This window comes from Paenibacillus sp. FSL H8-0175, from assembly GCF_045040615.1.
Classification (GTDB): domain Bacteria; phylum Bacillota; class Bacilli; order Paenibacillales; family Paenibacillaceae; genus Paenibacillus_AQ; species Paenibacillus_AQ odorifer.
Map to the genome: position 1 here is coordinate 6,984,983 of NZ_CP150299.1, position 18,679 is coordinate 7,003,661.

Genomic DNA, 18,679 nt, shown 5'->3' on the forward strand with positions numbered 1-18,679 from the left:
TTTGTTACAAATTTTGGGGTAAGCATCTACCTACGGCATAAGCACCTAAAAAAAAGAGGACTACGATCACCTTTCGGTATCATAGTCCTCTTTTTAAATATGCCTCATGGAGCCGGCTAGACAGGTTCCTCAACTTCAAAAATGGAATCAATAATGATCGGAAGATTATCCCTTACAGAAACAGCACCCAATACAGAACGAGCATGAACACCCTTGTCTCCGAACACCTCAAGCATTAAATCTGAACAACCATTAAGCACTTTATGATGTTCTTCAAAAAGGGGATCTGCATTAACGAAGCCTTGAATTTTGACTACTCTTTTCACTTTGTCCAAAGAACCTAAAGCTGTCTTCAGGACGGCAAGGATTTCTATACCCGTTAAACGTGCAAAATGGTAGCCTTCCTTGGTAGTGTAATCTTGTCCCAGCTTCCCTTTGGGATGGCCCGCTGGTCCTTTTCCCGACACAAAACATAAACCATTAACAATTACGTAGTTAGCGTATTTTGCCGCCGGTTCACTAGCCTCGGGCAGGACAACTCCTAATGCTTCGAGTCTGCTCGCTATAGTGTGCTCTGTCATATCCATCTCCCCCTCCATTATCAACAGCTTCAATAATTAAGTAAGATCATAGTTACTACTTAGCTTCAACCTCTGCTTCCCATCTCGATATCTCAGCGCGAACAATGGGTGCTACTTGGGTACCCAATAGCTCAATGGCTCTCATTACATCCTTATGAGGCATTGTGCCAAGCGGCACATGCAGCATAAAACGTGTGATGCCTACTTGCTTGCGCAGGTGAATGATTTTCTCAGCAACGGTCTCTGGGTCACCTACATACAAGGCACCTTCAAATCTACGCGCCGCATCATAGCTTGCACGGGTGTATTGACCCCATCCGCGTTCCCGGCCAATAACATTCATACTAGCTTGTGTAGAAGGGAAGAACATATCGGCAGCCTGCTGATTGTCCTCTGCAATGAAGCCGTGCGAGTGCGAAGCAACGGGCAGCTTCGATACATCATGTCCCGCTTGCGCTGCAGCCTTCTTATAGAGCTTCACGAGCGGAGCAAACTGTAGCGGACTGCCGCCAATGATAGCCAGCACAAGCGGTAACCCTAGTAGACCTGCACGAATTACGGATTCTGTATTTCCTCCGCTGCCAATCCATACTGGCAATGGATTCTGCACGGGACGCGGATAAATCCCCAGATTATTAATGGCAGGACGGTGCACGCCGCTCCAGGTTATTTTTTCGGATTCCCGTATTTTGAGCAGCAAGTCCAGCTTCTCATCGAACAGCTCATCATAATGATTCAAATCATACCCAAACAGCGGGAACGATTCAATAAAAGAACCCCGGCCTGCCATGATCTCTGCGCGTCCATTCGAGATTCCATCCAGGGTAGCGAAATCCTGAAACACACGTACGGGGTCATCAGAGGAAAGTACTGTAACCGCACTGGTTAGCCGAATCTGTGTCGTCTGTGAGGCCGCCGCAGCCAGTAAAACTGCTGGAGAAGACGCCGCATAATCTTTGCGATGATGTTCGCCCACGCCAAATATATCTAAACCCACCTGATCTGCAAGCACAATCTCCTCTACAACCTCGCGCAATCGCTGCGCATGACTTATCACTTCACCCGTCTGAACATCCGGTGTTGTTTCTACGAACGTGCTTATTCCTATTTCCACTTACAAATCCCCCTTAACTATAATTTCCTCTTTAAATTGTTTGTTTGATTATAACACAAGTTAAGGTTAAAAAAGCTAGTCATTCTGTCCAACCCCAGTTTCCCGGGAAACTCATCCTTAAAATTTGCAAAACCACGCTTACAAATAGAGGATTTTGAAGGAATATGTTGAAAGACTCTTAAACAAATAGCGGTTGTCGTAGAACAAATAATCATATGGCAAACGAATAAAATTCAAGGTAACATGAAAGAACTGTTAACCGGGTGGGAGAAGGTGTCACTGAAATGAATATCATGACATGGATTGATTTGTTATTATTTTTTGTTTTGTTCGCTTTGTTCATCTACATATTTGCGTCTGTAACTATCACTAACCTACATAAAGCATACTTAGTTTTTCATTTTACTATGATGTTATGGCCCTTCTGCCAATTCGCTATCAAAACGACCGACGATCCCAAGTTTCAATTGTTTTATGTAAAGATCGCTTTTATCGACTCGGTTCTGTTAACGATTGGCTGGCTTCTGTTCACGGTACTACTCACCGGGAATTCACATCTTCTTCGAAAAAAGAACACATTGATCCTATACATTCTCGCAGCTTTGATCTTAGTAGGGGTGATCGCCAATCCAAACGGAAGTTTTGTTCTCCCTATGAACGGCGGATATATCGAAAGATATTATGGTCCGATTTTTTGGCTGCTTATTATCTTCTTAACCACCAGCGTAATGATTTCTCTGTATATCATCTATTCAGCGCTAGTCTCAAACACTACACAGCGGATCAAAAAACAGGTTGCTCATGTGCTCAAAGGGGTGCTGGTGCTAACGGTATTTATTTTATTGGATGTTTTTCTTAATGTGGTATTGCTTAAATCTGATCCAGTTATTCCAGGGCTGACCTCTCTGGGGATCTTAATCTCGGCAATCTTTTTCGTAATTGCTATCCATCGGGATAAAATATTTGATCTCGTAACCATCGCCCATCAGGATATCATTGACACCATTACAGAAGGAATTCTTGTACTGGATGATAGTGAGACTGTAGTAGAAATCAATCGCTCGCTTTTTCCAAAAATCCATCTGCAAATCGGTGCTCACTTTGACGTGTCGACCATCGCACCCATAGAGCAAACTTCCGGAGCTTTCGATTTATTCCTTCATACATACTTGAACCAGCCCATGGAGAGGACTGAGGTTGAACTATTCTACACCTCACTCGATGCATACATTAACATTACTGCGGCGCCGATTGTGGTAGGTGGAATCAGGGTTGGACGCATTCTCACTTTTCAGGACAGAAGCGAGCTGCATCGCCTCATAGCCGAGACCAATCACCAGAACGAGACCCTGCAAGAGCGTAATGCTACATTAACTGAAATCCAGGATGAATTATCGCAGACTAACCAAAAACTTAAGCAGATGGCCATAACGGACAGCCTAACCGGTTGTTATAATCGTCATTACTTAACGTTGCACTTAGAGCATGAGATCATAGAAAATATGAAACTCAAGCAGCCTTTTGCTATCATCCTTCTGGATATCGACTTTTTCAAAACAGTGAATGATAATTACGGCCATTTAATCGGTGATGTCGTCATTTGCAGCACGGTAGAGGTAATTAAGAAAACGTTGAGGGAGACGGATGTTCTGGCGCGTTATGGCGGAGAAGAATTTATCATTTACTTACCAAATACAGATCAAACACAAGCAAACCACTTAGCAAAACATATCAAATCTATAATAGAAGCTAATAAAGTACATGTAGAGGATGTTGCTCATTCCCTCTCGATTACTGTTAGTATGGGACTGCTGTCCATTAGTAATTTTGCAGCACAATATACAGAAAGCCTGACCAATCAACTAAATGATTTATTCGAATCAGTGGACAAAGCCTTATATCAAGCAAAAAATGCCGGACGAAATCAGATTGTTGAGATTAATAGATAACGTTTAAAATAAAGAATCAGCCTACTTCTGTTGAAGTTAAGCTGATTTTTATTTTTTAGATCTTTTTAACAAACTCGGACTTTAATTTCATAGCTCCAAAACCATCGATTTTGCAATCAATATCATGATCTCCGTCCACTAAACGGATGTTTTTCACCTTTGTTCCTATCTTCAGAACGGATGAGCTTCCTTTTACTTTAAGGTCTTTAATAATAGTTATAGCATCTCCATCATTTAAAATATTTCCGTTGGCATCTCTGACAACCTTGTTCTCTTCACTGCTTTCAGCCTCTGTGTCGAGGCTCCACTCATGCGCACATTCCGGGCAGACGAGCAAACTACCATCTTCATAAGTGTATTCTGAATTACATTTCGGGCAATTTGGCAAAGTTGACATCAAAGTGTCCTCCATTCGTTAATGTAAATCTAGTTGTGGTTCCAGTGCATAGCCTCAAAAGTATATTTCATATTTGGTAAGGTTTCCACTAGATATCAGCAGTAAGTTTGTCTAGATTTCGACAGCGGACAGTAATTCTCAAATATTGTCTTGTATATTTTTTCCTAATTCAATAAGATGGAAATGTCGAATTTTTATGTAAATACATAGGAGAGTGAGTAATGATTAGTCGCAGAAGTGTTGCATTCGCCATTATTTTGTCATTAATTACATGTGGGCTCTATACAATCTATTGGTTTATTGTTCTAACCAATGAGGTAGGCGAACTGAGTGGAGACTATACATTTACAGGAGGAAAACATTTCCTTCTAACGTTGGTTACGTGCGGGATCTGGAGCTTCATTTGGGCCTATCAGGTAGGTAAACATATTGCTGAAGCTCAAAGACAGCGCGGCCAATACCCGTCAGATAATTCAGTGCTTTATGTGATCCTGACACTCTTTGGCCTGGGTATTGTCACGTATGCCTTGGTACAATCCGATGTTAATAAACTGGTATAAGTTTACGATTTATAAAAGGACACATCCTAAACTATTTTGGGGTGTGTCCTTAAGTCTCGTCGGCGTAGTATATCTCAAAGCATGGATACCCTTAACCAATATTAGTATCCCTTGTCCATTTCATGAATGGACTGGATTGTATTGCCCCGGATGTGGAGTCACAAGAGTTATTCTTTCCTTGCTGAAGTTCGACGTTATTCAAGCGTTTAGATTTAACCCGTTGCTGTTTATTTTAGCACCTCTGTATATGTTGTATTGGATTACTAATAAGAAGCAAATCCGGCCTCTTAGCCAGGCAATTATGGCTATAATGTTGATTCTGACCGTTACATTTGGAATACTGAGGAATCTCCCGCTGTTTGAATATTTGGCCCCGACAGTAATTCGTTAACAGCAACAATTATTACAAAATAGCCTGCAGTCGCACAATTGCTTGGGCCCGATCAACCACTTCTAATTTGCTGTAAAGATTGCTAATATAATTGCGCGCCGTACCTTCCGCAATATGTAATGTATCGGCGATTTCACGGTTGTTCAGTCCCCGGATAATGAGCTGTGCCAGCTCCTCTTCCCGTTCTGTCAGACTGATACGATCCAGACCCGATCTTTGCCAGTGTTCATAGTCCTCTGTTAACCTGTTCATCCTCGATGCCAGTTTGGCTGCTACCGGAGCTGGCAGAATAAATTGCCCGGATAACGTATCATGAATCGAAGCGATCATTTTATCTGCATCCATGTCCTTCAGCATATAACCGCTTGCTCCGTAGGCCATTCCCTCTACAATATAATCAGTCTCTATAAAAGTAGTCAGAATCAGAATGAAGATGTTCGGGCGAATCTGCTTTATTCGTTTCAAGGCGCTAAGGCCATCCATAACTGGCATTTGAATATCGAGCAGCACCAGATCAGGCTGGAATGCCTCAACCATCTCGCAAGCTTCTTCTCCATTCTTGGCAGCACCAACCACTTCCATATCATCTTCCAGATCCAAAATGGTGCGAAGTCCTTCCCGCGTCAACAATTGATCATCGGCAATTACAATTTTTATTTTACTCATGTTCTATCCACAACCCTTCGCATGGGCAGATCAATCTCCAGTAAACAGCCTTCATCCATTTCTGAATCGATGGATAAGCTGCCTCCCAGCTGCTCAACCCGTTCCTTCATCGTCCTAAGTCCAAATCCCATCACGATTGGACTCATCCCTAGCCCACAATCCTTGAGTCTAAACTGCAAGTTCGCTCCAACAGACTCCAGACTAAAATGGAACTCCACACTCTTCCCATGTCTGATCCCATTAGTTAAGCCCTCCTGCAAAGCATGATAGATTGCCTTTTTATAGGCTGTTGACATGGCTTCCGGCAGATCATAAATAACTGCATGAACAACAACGCCTGCATTGCGTTCTGTATCTCGAATCAACTGCTTCAGCATCACGGTTAGATCAGAATACCTGTCCTCTTTCAGCATATGGACAGAGCCGCGGATTTCATTCAAGCTATGCCGCACAAGATCCTGGGCCTCAGCCAGACGCTGAAAGCCGCTGTCTATCTCCTTCTTCTGAAGCAGCCGCTTGCCAGCTTCAATCTGCAGAATCGTCGATGTCAGGGTATGCCCGACAATATCATGAATCTCTTGGGCAATACGATTGCGTTCCTCAAAAACAGTAGCTTCGGCCAACGCCGCAGATGTTTCACGCATCGAACGCTCCAGGCTACGAGTTCTTTCTACCACCTGATCCTCCAGATTTTTTTTGAGATATTGGATTCCCGAATACAGCTTGGCATTAGCGATTGAGATTGCGCATTGTGAACCAAGCAGCTTGAGCACATCGAGTCTGCTTGGAGTAAATACACCCGGCGATAGATTATTCTCTAAATAGAGCAGGCAAACCAATTTATTCTGATTCATGATGGGGAGACATAGAACCGATTTCAGTCTATTATTCCTAACGTAAGTATTACGTGTAAATATTCCTTCACTGAGTGCATCATGTAATACAACCTGTTCTTGTGTTCTTGCCGCGTAAGCTATAATCGCTGCCGGGACCAACCCCGATTCTTCCCCAAGTGGAACAGATTCGATATGCTGGGCTTCTGAGGTCCCATAAGCTTCCACCATCCATTTGCCGTCATGATCAAAAATAACAGCCCCATATTCTGCCCCAGCATTGTGGAGCATGATTCGCATCAGCGTGGCCAATAATCGGCTCATCTCCATTTCGCCGGATAATGCTTGGGCAGACATTACCACAGAAAGGGAATCCACACGATCGAGCCCGGGCTCTCGTTTAATATGCAGCAAATGGCGATGCTGCTGCTCCAGGTCAGCCGCTTTAGCCTTTGCGCCCCATTGCAGATAAGCCTCATAGGCCTCAGTCATATAGATTCTTGCCAGATGCATTTTGCCATGACGAAGCCCGTATTTACCATAACATTCCGCTGCCATCGCTAAATCGTGAATATGACCGTGGATCCGAGCGTTCTCAATGGATTGCTCATACAATGCTTCAGCTTGGCGGGGATCTCGCGATAGACGAGTTAACTCAGCCTTCATTAACAGATATTTATGCTGATAATTCCCCGGACAACGCCTGGCAAGCTTTTTCATTTTCTTCAAGCATTTACGCATTTTTGCCCGATATGTACGTTGCTCTTCAGCGTTATATTCCTCATACAACTGAGCCCAGACTAAACATTCATACATGATCTGCATGGGACTGTCTAGGCCATCTTCGCGTGATTTTATAATGGCCGCTGATTTGGCTAATGCCTCACTGGCTTCTCGGTATTCCCCAAATACATAGCCCGTCAAATATTGATAGATCCAGACCATTTCTTGTATAAAATCAAAGGTGTCCCCATGAACCGACTGTGCAAAAGCAGGCTCGCTAATCTCCGCGATGGGAAAGGGATCATCTATAGAGCGATAACCTGTCAAGCGAACAAGAATGGCCGCTGCTACAATAGCCTGCTTACAATGAAGACTGTTGTTATGGCGCAGCAAATCACCGGAATGAGTAATTAATCGCTCATAGATATCGCCGAGAGGATGACCAAATTGCAAAAGGGAGGCACAGTTGATCAACACATTCTGGTTGCCCTTCCATAAGTCACCTGATTCCAGTCCTACTTTACCAGCTTTCTCGGTAAACGTATGGAGCATAGCAGGATCATAATGCCGCCAGCTATCGTAGCACATGGCGAACGCGGCTAAGGTTGTCATGTGCTGTTTCGGATAGGGTTCGGATAAGCTGAACGCCAGCATGGCCCATTTGAATGTCTCTTCATCATTACGGAAGTAATAATATTGAAACATTGCATAACCTATGAATCCAATGGAAGCCTCCGGAGTCATCCCATAATCAAGCGTTAATTCAATCATGGTGAAGGAAGAAGCAAGCCACCCTTCTCGATTGACGTAAAAGCAAGCATTGCTTGAATGATCTAAAGTAGACATTGCGATTCTACGTGCTTCATCAGTCATTGGAGGTAAAAGAGTAAGCGATTCGAGTGAGACCTTCTTGAGTCTATGCCGCAATCGTAACCATTGAAGCGTCAATTGAGCATAACCAGGATCAAATTGATGCTTCACTTTCAGTAACGATAAGGTATGCTGGCCTAAGGAGATCACCTCTTCATGGTTATCATTACTTGCTTCCAACTGCACCTTCATTACGTAGACGTAAGCCTTATCCATATTTGTCGTAGCTTTATCAATTAACAGATGGAATAATTCATTAGCCGTATCAAAATGGGAACATAAATATTCGAGCTCCGCCCTCTCACGGAATACCCGGAAGGTCAGCCCATAATGCGCCTCCCAGCTCTGCTCCTCTAATAATGACGTTGCCTGAAGCATATATTGCAAGGCTGTCTCATGTGCGGTTGTTTGCTTCGCTTTTATCCCTGCCTGTAAGTTCAGCTCTACTAGTTGAAGCCTCTCTTCAGGGCGGTCTAACCATGTAAGTGCCTGATTCAAATGATGGACAGCTTCGAATAGAGTCGTTCCTTCACTAAGCGGGCCTCGGCCTAGCAATAACAGACCAATCCTCCAATGCAGCTCGGAACGCTCCTCTTCGGAAATAAAAGTATATGCTGCCTGATGAATGCGGTTGTGCTGGAACTTATAATGCGGATATTCCTCCCCGTTAACGGGCTGCAACAAGCGCCCATGTACAGCAACCGCCAACGCATCGTTCAATGTCTCTATCGGTGTCTCCGTAATATCAGCAAGTGTACGTAAATCAAATAGGCTGCCTATAAATGCGGCTCTGCTAAGTGCATATACCGTCTGTTCAGGAAATTGCTGCAATTTACTTGAAAGGTATGAAGCTACGTTATCGGGTACATTCAATTCAGTAATACGCTGGAGATCCCATTTCCAGCTTCGAATATTCTCATCAAATTCCACTCGCTGATCATCTATCAAATCTTGAAGGAATTGCTTAATAAATAACGGGTTTCCATCTGTCTTATGAAGCAGCACGCGCGCCAGCTCGTCCAAGTCAGCTGCCTCGTAACGCATAACATCAAGTAGCAGTTGTTTTAAATCGGTGAGTTCAAGCGCTTGTAAAGAAATTCTGCTCATCGCTACGTTGCGGTCAATCAGATGTTTTTCCAGCCTACTGAGCGGGTGCAGCCTTGTAATCTCCCGATTGCGATAGGAAAGCACGATTAGCAGATGAGTCGTTGCTGTATCCTCTATAAGCGAAGTGAGATATTGCAGCGACGTATCATCAGCCCATTGCAAATTATCCAATACCAAGATCAAAGGATGATCCTCATGAGGAAAGAGTTGAATAAATCGGCTCATGATTAATTGAAAGCGATGCTGAGCTTCCAGCGGTGGCAGTGGAGGCACGGAGGGTTGAAGGCCAATCAAGAGTTCAAGCTTAGGAACAAAATCGATCAGCAACTGACCGTAATTGTCCACTGCTTGTAGAATACGCAGCCTCCAAACCTCCACCTGCAACTTTGTTTCCATCAGCAGCTGACTAACCAACTCTTCTATGACTTGATGCCAGATGCCATAAGGGAGTGAGGTATGTCGGGATTCGAATTTGCCTCTGGCGAAGAAACCATCCAAAGAGACTGTATTTGTAAGGGTCTCCTTCAGAAAGGTTGTTTTGCCGATACCACTCTCCCCGCTAATCCAAACCGTCTCTACGGCACCTTGTGATGCTCGTTGCAGTGCTTCTCTTAAGCTTTGTTGCTCAAGATGTCTTCCATAGAAGCGTCCTGATACCATCCAGCGCTCTGGGATATCCCAGCTTCCTAGTGGAAAAGGCTCAATATGCCCGGATTCTTCTAGACGGGATAGACATTCCTCAAGATCCGATTTAATGCCGAACGCGCTGGCATACCTCGCTTCAGGCATTTTCTCCATGCATTTACCAACAATATCAGAGACCGATAGAGGGATAGTGGGGAACCTGCGGTGCAGAGGCTCAGGTGTATCTGCAAGATGACGATATACAATATCAACAACATCATGCAGCTCAAAGGGGCGGCTGCCCGAGAGACATTCATACAGGATGATCCCCAGCGAATAAAAGTCAGAACGGTAATCCGGTTTGACTCCAGTTCGTCCCGTTTGTTCTGGAGCTATATAAGGAAGCAGAACATCGGGCCGACCGCTTAACGGTGACAAAGGACTCGTGGTGTTTTCGGTAGAACACATTCTTATATCAATAAATTTCACTTCAAAAGTAATGGGATTTACGATTAGATGAGCGGGGGTTAGTTCATTTAGTGTTATTTTTTCACGATGAATTTGCATAAGACAATCAGCAATAGCTGTAGCGATTCGAAGCAGCGCTGGAAGACCCAGTGAATTAACAGGCATACGCAGGATCTGCCCAAGGGTACTCCCCTCTATATCTTTTAAGAGAAGGACTGGTCGGTCCGCCATAATTTCCAAACTGTACGGCTCTATTGCACCACGACCGCAAAGTCGCTTAAGCATGTCATACTCATGACGAAAAGCATCGACCATGGCAGCTCCCGGGTATTCTCCTATTGTTGTCTTAGCGATAACCCTCAGGCCGTCCTCTTGACGTAGGAGTCTGTATAACCTGATATCTGCGGTATTATCTATCAGATCTAAGGTTTGGTATCCTGGCAATTCAAACATCAACAGCACTCCCTAATTACAATTAGACAGAATACTCAATCTCGCAAAGTAGTTAAAGCCATTATAACATCTGATCTTGCCGTTCTACTCATAAGACATTTCATATTTCGTTAATCCTATCGCGTTTGCGCACAATGCCGCCTGTGTCCGGTCAGTAACCTGCAGCTTCGCTAAAATCTGACTGACATGCTTCTTCACCGTAAATTCACTGATAAAAAGACGTGTGGCAATCACTCTATTGCAAGCACCTTGTCCAAGCTGAATCAGGACTTCCTTCTCTTTTGGTGTCAATTCATCTGTTGGACTGCTGGCGCTCATTCGCATCTTTTCTTCCATTAGACCAGGATCATAATATTTTCTCCCTTTGTACACCAACTGGATAGCAAACAGTAATTCCTCCGGCAGTGCCTCTTTCAGAACATATCCGTCTACCAATACTTCTTCAGCCCTCAAAAAATCCTCTCTGCTCGCAGAGGAAGTCAACAGTATGAATTTACTAACAATGCCGCGGGTACGTGCTATCTTAATGACATCCAGTCCTGATTCATCAGCAAGTTTAAGATCAATGAGGACAATGTCTGGCTTTGTCTCTTCAATCACATCAAGTGCTTCCGGACCATTCGTAGCTTCACCGGCAAATTGCATATCCGATTGCATTGCAATGACAGATGCCAGCCCTCTTCTAACTAAAGGATGATCATCTACAATGATGATTTTCACAGAAACACCTCCCTCTAAACCGCATACATTATTTACTTCTTTGTATAAAAAGCTTCAATTGGAGTATTCATTTAAATTTGGCGCATTTCTGATTAAGTATAGTTAAAAGACTACACCGCTTATAGTGAGCGTTGTCATTTCTTTTGTCATATGACAAAATGGATATTTTTACATAAAAACCCCTCATTTAAAAACTGGCGAACCATGGTTATAGAGACCACAATCCGCCTGCTTTCTTGGGAATTTAATTATTATCAATAAAAGAAATGATTTGCACGAGATTACCTGCGACTTGGTAAGTTAACCCCAGCATGTAAGTTCCTTTCTCCTCGTTTGATAGGTCAATAGTGAACACATCCGGATTAGCAGCCCATTCCTTCATATCAAACACAATTTCTTTAGATGTTCTAGTGTTTCTTACTCCAGCCGAATTAGGGATCACTTTGCTGCCATCGAGCCCTTTCACCAGATTGGCCACTTCAACTACAGGTCCCTTAAATTCTCCTACCTCTACCATTTGTGGGTCGGCCAATAAGCTCGTTAGTTTAGTTAATCCTTGTAATGGGGAGAAATCTGTAATTTCATTTCCAGTAATATCAAGTGTCTCTAGGTTCTTCGCGTACTGCAAACCTTCCAAGGATCCGGCTCTTCTGGTTTCGCTAGTTAACGTTGTAAGGTTATACATATCACCTAATGTTAATTCTCCAGTTACGCCCAATGTAGTCTTGATCGAAGCACTTAAATACGGGTCCGCCACAGTAATTACTTGCGTAAGATCTATTTGGACCAAACCTTCGGTTGCTTGTTGCAACGCTGCTACAGCTTCGTCTACTTCACTTTGCGTAACAGAAGAGTTAGCCAACACTGTCTCTGCTATCGAGAGGCTGGACGTAAATGCCGCGATGCTCTCAGGTGTGAAGCCTTCTAGAGAAATTGCTTTAGCCGCTGCAATCGCCTGTTCGAGATCTCTAGTGAATAAGTGATCTCCATTCGCGAAATGTAGTTTGGCTCCACCCCATGCAGCATGGTCAGATCCGTTGCCATTTCCCCCGTCTGTGACGACTAATTTCAGTTCTTTTGCTTCATTAATATCCAATTCGATGAATTTCTGCGGATCTCTCGAACCCATGACCCCACTATCGAATTTCTTCTCTCCATCGACAAACACCTCAAAGCTCACCGAACCAACAGAACCGTACATTTGTCTATCTACACCTACATAGGAAGTGAAATAGTCCGCGTTTTTGTCGCTTAGATTGTATACAATCGTCGAATTAGAGTGCGCTCCAATTCCTCTTTCATAGGACACTACCTGATTGTTCTCATCTGTTAATCTCAGCGTATTTGCACTAATAGATTTATCCTTCAAAGGTGCAGTATAGCTGTTCTGAGTAGAATTCCAGTCGTAATCCGTCAGGTACGTAAAGTCCGTCATGTCTACTACGGCTATAGTTCTAATCTTCGTGGTCGTATTTCCATCACTATCTGTTACTGTGTAAGTGATTGGATACTTTCCGGCCCGGTTGAATTTAACTTGCTCTTGGCCTGTGACCTTCACTTGAGCCGTCAAGTCACCGTCTTCCGAATCCATTGCCGAATAGCTTTCACTGATATCAATCGCTTGGCCCACTTTGGTTGAGACAGATTTAGGTATGGTAAGCTCTGGTGTATTGTTCAAGATCATAAACTTCGCATCAGCAAAATCACCGTGATCTGAAGCATTTCCGTTACCTGCATTATCTAACACCAGCTTCAATTCACTTACATCCTTAACAGGTATCCGCGCAAGCTTGGCTTCTGTACCAAATTTCATCAGTCCGCTGTTATAAACCTCTGCCCCATCGGCAAAAATTTTGAAAATTACACTGGAGTTGCTTTGCTCAGGGATATTTCTATCAACCCCTACATACGTTTCAAAATATTCATAGTTTGCACCTGCCAGATTATACACGATTTCAGAGCTGGCATGGGTTCCTAAGCCCTTAGCGAACTCTTTGACCTCGCCATTTACCAGCAGCTTAATCGGATTGTTAGAGCTAGCCTTATCTTTTCGAACCACATTATAATCCGTTTTTGCCGATTGCCAATCTATATCACTCAGGTATTTACTAGCGCTGTATACAACAATCTTTCTGGCCTGCACAGCGGAGTTCCCATCTGAGTCTGTAACTGAAAACTCGACGTTGTAAGTCCCTGTTTTGCTTGATGTGAATCCATTTGAATGCACTTCAACGGCTCCAATTAAGTTACCATCTTCCGTATCAAAAGCTGTTACATCGCTCAACACATCAAATTCGCTGTTCAGCTTAACGAAGGTTGTCTCTTCCGGTACTGTAATGGTAGGTTTGCTTGAATTATTCGAGAACTTCGCATCCGCCCATACCGTATGGTCTGAAGCATTGCCATCCTTAGCATCTGTTGTAACCAGCTTCACCTCTCTTGCGCCAGTCACAGGGATTTTCACAAATTGATGTTCTGTTCCTGCCCGGAAAACATCACTCTCAAATTTCTGTTCTCCATCCACATACACTGCAAAAGTAGCCGAGGAAGGTTTCCCTTTCATGGCTTGATCAATCCCAATGTAGCTTTCAAAGAAGTCGTAACCCTTACCTTCAATATCGTAAACTACCTCAGAGTTGGCATGAACACCAATCCCTTTCGCGTACGTCGCAGCCAACCCTTGGCGAACAAGGGTTATGATTCCCCCGGAAACGGCTTTATCTTTCTTTAATTCACCCCAGCCTACAACGACTGACTTGGCATTGAGATCGGAAATATAGGCGTAGTCGCTCGTTACCGTAACCTGTGTGGTTTTCGTTTCCGTAACCCCTTCGCTTTTCACTTCATATACAATTTCGTAGTTGCCTTTTTGCGTTACATCAACGTTATTGGCTTTCAGAGAGACATCTGCAGTAATATCGTTTCCTAGATAGTTAGCCGCTTTTACATAGCTCATCGGATCAAAGGTTTGATTAAGCTTTAAAGTGAGCTGATCTTCAACAGACAAGGCTGGCTTAAAGGCTTTAACCTGTACGGGCTTCAGTGGGTTCAGCTTTTTATCATAACCGACGATCTTGTACGTATAGTTGATACTCGCATCTACATTCTGATCCACAAATTGCTCAGTTCCTGTAAAACCAACTAACACATCATTTCTATACACTTCATATCCTAAAAAGTCTTGCTTAAGCTCTTTATCTATACTGAAACTTAACGTGTTCGTTCTAGCCGTGGTGTTAGGTGTGATATTAACCTTAATGGCCAGATTTTTATCCGCTATTCCAGTTCCCTCATAATTAATCACCGAGTTATTTAAATACCATAACTTTTGCGGTGCCGGATACTTGGCTACTTTCGCTTTTGTCTCAGGATTCACAGTGAAGCCATGTCTGGCAAAATAGCTGCTTAAATCTAATCCCAGTACTTCGGAGGAGAACTCCACCAAATACTGCTGCTTAGAATTGTCACCGTTGGTAAGGATGACCTTCCGCTCCCGATATAGCTTGGTCAGCTCTGTCCAGTATCCGGGATGTGCCAGCTCCAGCTGCCAATAGGCTCCGAGTTGTGCAAATAAGCCCTGCTGATTCATAACCACTTTGTTTTCTTCGAGGACATATTTATAGATATCTGATTCATACGGTATACGATTATCTATCGAATTCGCCGCGACAGACATAAACATAGACACCATATTATTAGTTACTTCGCCATATTCCCGTTCACCCATAGCCAAGCGATGCCCGATTTCGTGATTCAGTCCCCAGCCCGGATAAGCTTTGTTAAAATCACCTAACATGGTTCCTACTGTTCCAAGTTGGATCCCTGTATGATCTCCCGCTGCATACATCGCACCATAAGGCTGCATCAAGCGAATATTCTCACGAATTAGCTTGGCATCATGAATCTCGCTACTGCCATCCAGGCCATAGAAGGCAAAAATACTCTTCATCCAGGTGTCATACCCAGTTACGGTGTCCAGCGGGTTATTTCCTTGCGTAATATATTTGTTGTACGCCTCCGTCGCCGTTCCTGTGAAAATAACATGATCGCTGGCCAGTTCTACCACATCTATGAGTTTACGATCTTGAACATTTGGATGAGCCGCTTTATCTTCGTCCAGTCTTTGTTTGTATGTGATTAAGAAGGTTTTGAATTGTTCTGGATCCGTGGTCTTGGTCATAAAAGGAATCTTTTCTAAACCTTCGAAGCGGATCAATGGCGCTTTCCCTTGTTCCTCTGCTGTATAGGGATTTACGATATAAACGGTGCCGCCCTTAGTCACTTCATGTGCATAATAACTATTCATAGCAAATTCAGGAACGGTTATAATGTTCTTACCTGGACGCAATTGCACACCTCTAGCCCAAACATTCCAAGCGGCCTCTTGTTGAGAAAAGACTAAAGAAGGTAGCTTATCGTTAGAAGCTGCATCCACATAAACGTTGATCGTATCTCCAGGCATTGCAACGAGACCTGTAGGCTGGTTGTTCGTACCAAAACCAATTCTCAGGTTTTCCTGCGCATGCTTTTTCATATCTCCACGTTGTTCCGCCTCAATGATGGTGCCTTCGGTTTGAACTTCACCATTCACTAGCCTCTTAGCTAAATCCAAAGAATCTTTCAGGATTGGATAGAGCGGATGTACTTTTGCCGCTTCTTCTAATTCGTTGATTGCTTCGACGCTATTATAAGCAGGCACAACCGCACTCATCGTTCCATCTGTGAAAATACCATTTACAGCTTCGCTTACTTTATCTTCTGTATAAAATCTAAATTCAGCCGCAAAAGGTCTGTTGATATTAGCTTTTGTGAACTTAAATTTTAATCTTTTAAACTTCGTCGGTTCGAATTTAAATTCCAGAAAGTCATTGGTACTAATCGCGGTTCCGCTAGATACAAGTTGGAAGGTCTCTCCTTTACTCGTCTCTGATGCATAGATTTCAAAAGCCTCTGGGAATCCTTTGCGGTTATCTCTAGCCAAAAAAGCCACTCTGTCCAGCACTTCCGCTTGCGCTAGTTCAAACACGACTTCATTCGTGAAGCTTGCATCATTGTTTTTGTTCGTTTCCCAATGCGTAGTGGGCTGGTCATCCAGCATATATTCAGGCTTCGTACCTGGGTAGCTTCCACCGTTCACCGTTACTTTTGATACGTTTGCATTCGGCATTCTATAAGCTTGGCTATAGGCATTTTCATAGGCTGTTCCATACCCTTTTAGCTTCGAAACCTTGGCTGCCGTTGCCTCTACCTGATGGTTCTTCAAAAGGATCTTTGCATTCTCTATCTCTTCTTTAAACTGCGCATACAGTGGATGTGCCTGCACTTCATTCTCTAAAGCTGTTAATTTCTCTGTCGTATTAAAGGCAGCACTAACTTGGCTCAAGGTATCATCTGTAAATAATTTTTTCATTTTAGCAGAGACACTATCCTCTTTATAAAAAGAAAACTCAGCCGCACTCGCCCAATCTTGGTTCGCTTTTTTGAAGACAAATTTAAGTCTCTTAAAAGCCGTAGGTGCGAACTGAATCTCCACTACATCACCGGTTGAGCCTGTATATTCTCCAGAAGACACGAGCGTAAAATCACCCGCATCGGTAGTGGAGCCGTAGATATCAAATTCTTGAGCAAAACCTTTACCTTTCGCACCGGATTGCCTAGCCGCGTATACCATTCTATTTAATTCAGTGGACTCATTGAAAACAAACACAACCTCATTCGTAAACGTTGAACTATTCGGTTTGCCAGTCTCCCAATGCGTGCTCATATCCCCATCCATAGCCTTAGCTATAGGCGAGCCTGAGTAGTTGCCACCGTTATTTGTGATGGATTTAATATTTGCTGGATTCATTCTAAAAACCTCATTATAGGCATTTAGAGCATCCTTGCCGTACAGCTCAAACGGAATAACCGAGGCGTTGCTTAATAAGTTAACCTTACTTTGCGCCACTGTTTTTGTTACATTTACCTTGCTTGCCTCACTTGCTAAAGCATAACCTGCCTCACTCGAAAAACTGGCCAACATGGCCGCCGATGTAGCGATCGCAATCATTTTCTTCATCTCTTCTTACCCCCAGATGTCATATGAATCTCTCCAGTGCCCAAAAATGGGCACAAAAAAAACTACCCCAAAAGAGTAGCTTGATTGCGTATAAAGTCGCCTAAAAATTAAGACTTAATTTTTATTAAACCTTAACAAGCATAAACGCCTTCGGCGTCCTTATAAGGACGGTAAGCGTTTAAGCGAGAAATATAAGATATTAAGTATAGTTTTATAACTTATACTTTCTTATATTTTAACAAAAAGCGTTACGCACTCTTTGGCAGCTGGCTGACAATAGTTATGATAACCTTAGTCCCTATAGCTTTGCGTCCCTACATTTCCATAGGTTTGCCTATGAAGTTTCGAATACATTCAAAGAGTAACATAAGCCTAGATCTGATCGCATGATTAATTGGTATGAAATGAGTATAGGTAATTGCAATTAGTTTTTCTTATGTGATAGATATTATTTATCGACTATCCCGGAAGAGAAGGACATCCTTTAGGACTGTAGGTCTACTTAACTCTCCGATCCAAACAAACCCCGGAACCAATTCCACACATCGCCCGTGACGGGAATTAATCCGAAACCATGTTCGCCAACTACGATTACACCATATGCCCATTGTCCGATAGCTATGGCACCCCCAGCGATCCTGCCTATCGCTATCGCACCAAACGCCGTATCCCCTATGGCGATGGCCCCCAACGCTTTTTCCGCGATTGCGATCGCTCCTACAGCCACGCCTGCAATCGCAATCGCTCCCACTGCGAAGCCAAGCCAGCTAAGTGCTATTGCTCCGATCGCTAACCACATTCCCAGTGATATTGCTCCTAAGGATAATACGCCCACGCTTATCGCACCTATGGAAATCAAGCCAACAGCTACATCTCCAATAGCGATTAATCCAACGGCTGTCTTCACACGGGGTTTACCTCCACGGCCATACGCTTGACCTGAGTATCGCCCTAGATTACTGCGAATACTGATGACCGGAAATGAGGGAGAAGGCCATTGATAATCAATCTCTCGTCCATCAAAGCCCCTAGAATCCGCCCAGCGCGTTACAAATTGATGCCATTTCATATCTATCCCGTCCCCCTTTTCAAATTACCTAAATTATACAACCCCGGGGGTTGGCTGTACTCAGACTCTGACCTGAAATTCATCTCATCCTCTGGA

The 18,679-nt window shown here is 43.5% G+C and carries 11 protein-coding genes and 1 riboswitch; of the genes, 3 read left to right on the forward strand and 8 right to left on the reverse strand.

Translation table 11 applies throughout. The features are described from left to right. Positions 1-116: 116 nt before the first annotated feature. Both MHH46_RS31000 and MHH46_RS31005 read right to left on the reverse strand, forming a co-directional pair. Positions 117-581 (reverse strand): RidA family protein, encoded by a 465-nt coding sequence (locus MHH46_RS31000; RefSeq protein ID WP_076191597.1) that lies wholly within the window; start codon positions 579-581, stop codon positions 117-119. Between the two features lie 55 nt (positions 582-636). Then, positions 637-1,695: an LLM class flavin-dependent oxidoreductase gene (locus MHH46_RS31005; protein WP_076191595.1), complete on the reverse strand. Its 1,059-nt coding sequence runs from the start codon at positions 1,693-1,695 to the stop codon at positions 637-639. 284 nt (positions 1,696-1,979) lie between these two features. Here MHH46_RS31005 and MHH46_RS31010 point away from each other — a divergent pair, with 284 nt between their 5' ends. Next, a complete protein-coding gene (locus tag MHH46_RS31010) occupies positions 1,980-3,644 on the forward strand; it encodes a diguanylate cyclase (protein WP_076191593.1) in 1,665 nt (554 codons plus the stop codon). 55 nt (positions 3,645-3,699) lie between these two features. On the opposite strand, the gene MHH46_RS31015 is transcribed toward MHH46_RS31010, so the two are convergent. After that, complete coding sequence (locus MHH46_RS31015; RefSeq protein ID WP_036682263.1) at positions 3,700-4,041, reverse strand: zinc ribbon domain-containing protein YjdM; 342 nt, start codon at positions 4,039-4,041, stop codon at positions 3,700-3,702. Positions 4,042-4,262: 221 nt separating this feature from the next. Between MHH46_RS31015 and MHH46_RS31020 the strand changes: the two genes are divergently transcribed. Then, positions 4,263-4,601, forward strand: coding sequence for a DUF4234 domain-containing protein (locus tag MHH46_RS31020; protein WP_051491231.1), 339 nt, complete (start codon positions 4,263-4,265; stop codon positions 4,599-4,601). Next, the gene (locus tag MHH46_RS31025) at positions 4,582-4,992 is read left to right on the forward strand and encodes a DUF2752 domain-containing protein (protein WP_076124149.1); all 411 of its coding nucleotides are present in this window, start codon (positions 4,582-4,584) and stop codon (positions 4,990-4,992) included. The genes MHH46_RS31020 and MHH46_RS31025 overlap by 20 nt, the downstream gene beginning before the upstream one ends. A 12-nt stretch (positions 4,993-5,004) precedes the next feature. Here the strand turns inward: MHH46_RS31025 and MHH46_RS31030 are convergent, their stop codons facing one another. The 5 genes from MHH46_RS31030 to MHH46_RS31050 all read right to left on the reverse strand — a co-directional run bounded on the left by MHH46_RS31030 (position 5,005) and on the right by MHH46_RS31050 (position 18,583). After that, the gene (locus MHH46_RS31030) at positions 5,005-5,658 is read right to left on the reverse strand and encodes a response regulator transcription factor (protein ID WP_076191591.1); all 654 of its coding nucleotides are present in this window, start codon (positions 5,656-5,658) and stop codon (positions 5,005-5,007) included. Continuing rightward, positions 5,655-10,736 carry an AAA family ATPase gene (locus tag MHH46_RS31035; RefSeq protein ID WP_076191588.1) on the reverse strand — a complete coding sequence of 1,694 codons (5,082 nt, stop codon included), beginning with the start codon at positions 10,734-10,736 and terminating at the stop codon, positions 5,655-5,657. Before MHH46_RS31035 ends, MHH46_RS31030 begins: the two co-directional genes overlap by 4 nt. A gap of 84 nt (positions 10,737-10,820) precedes the next feature. Next, positions 10,821-11,456, reverse strand: coding sequence for a response regulator transcription factor (locus tag MHH46_RS31040; RefSeq protein WP_076124152.1), 636 nt, complete (start codon positions 11,454-11,456; stop codon positions 10,821-10,823). A 244-nt stretch (positions 11,457-11,700) separates the two neighbouring features. Then, positions 11,701-17,514 (reverse strand): NPCBM/NEW2 domain-containing protein, encoded by a 5,814-nt coding sequence (locus MHH46_RS31045; RefSeq protein WP_076191586.1) that lies wholly within the window; start codon positions 17,512-17,514, stop codon positions 11,701-11,703. 258 nt (positions 17,515-17,772) lie between these two features. Continuing rightward, positions 17,773-17,859: riboswitch (cyclic di-GMP riboswitch) on the reverse strand. Between the two features lie 157 nt (positions 17,860-18,016). Next, positions 18,017-18,583: a hypothetical protein gene (locus MHH46_RS31050; protein ID WP_076191584.1), complete on the reverse strand. Its 567-nt coding sequence runs from the start codon at positions 18,581-18,583 to the stop codon at positions 18,017-18,019. Positions 18,584-18,679 lie beyond the last annotated feature (96 nt).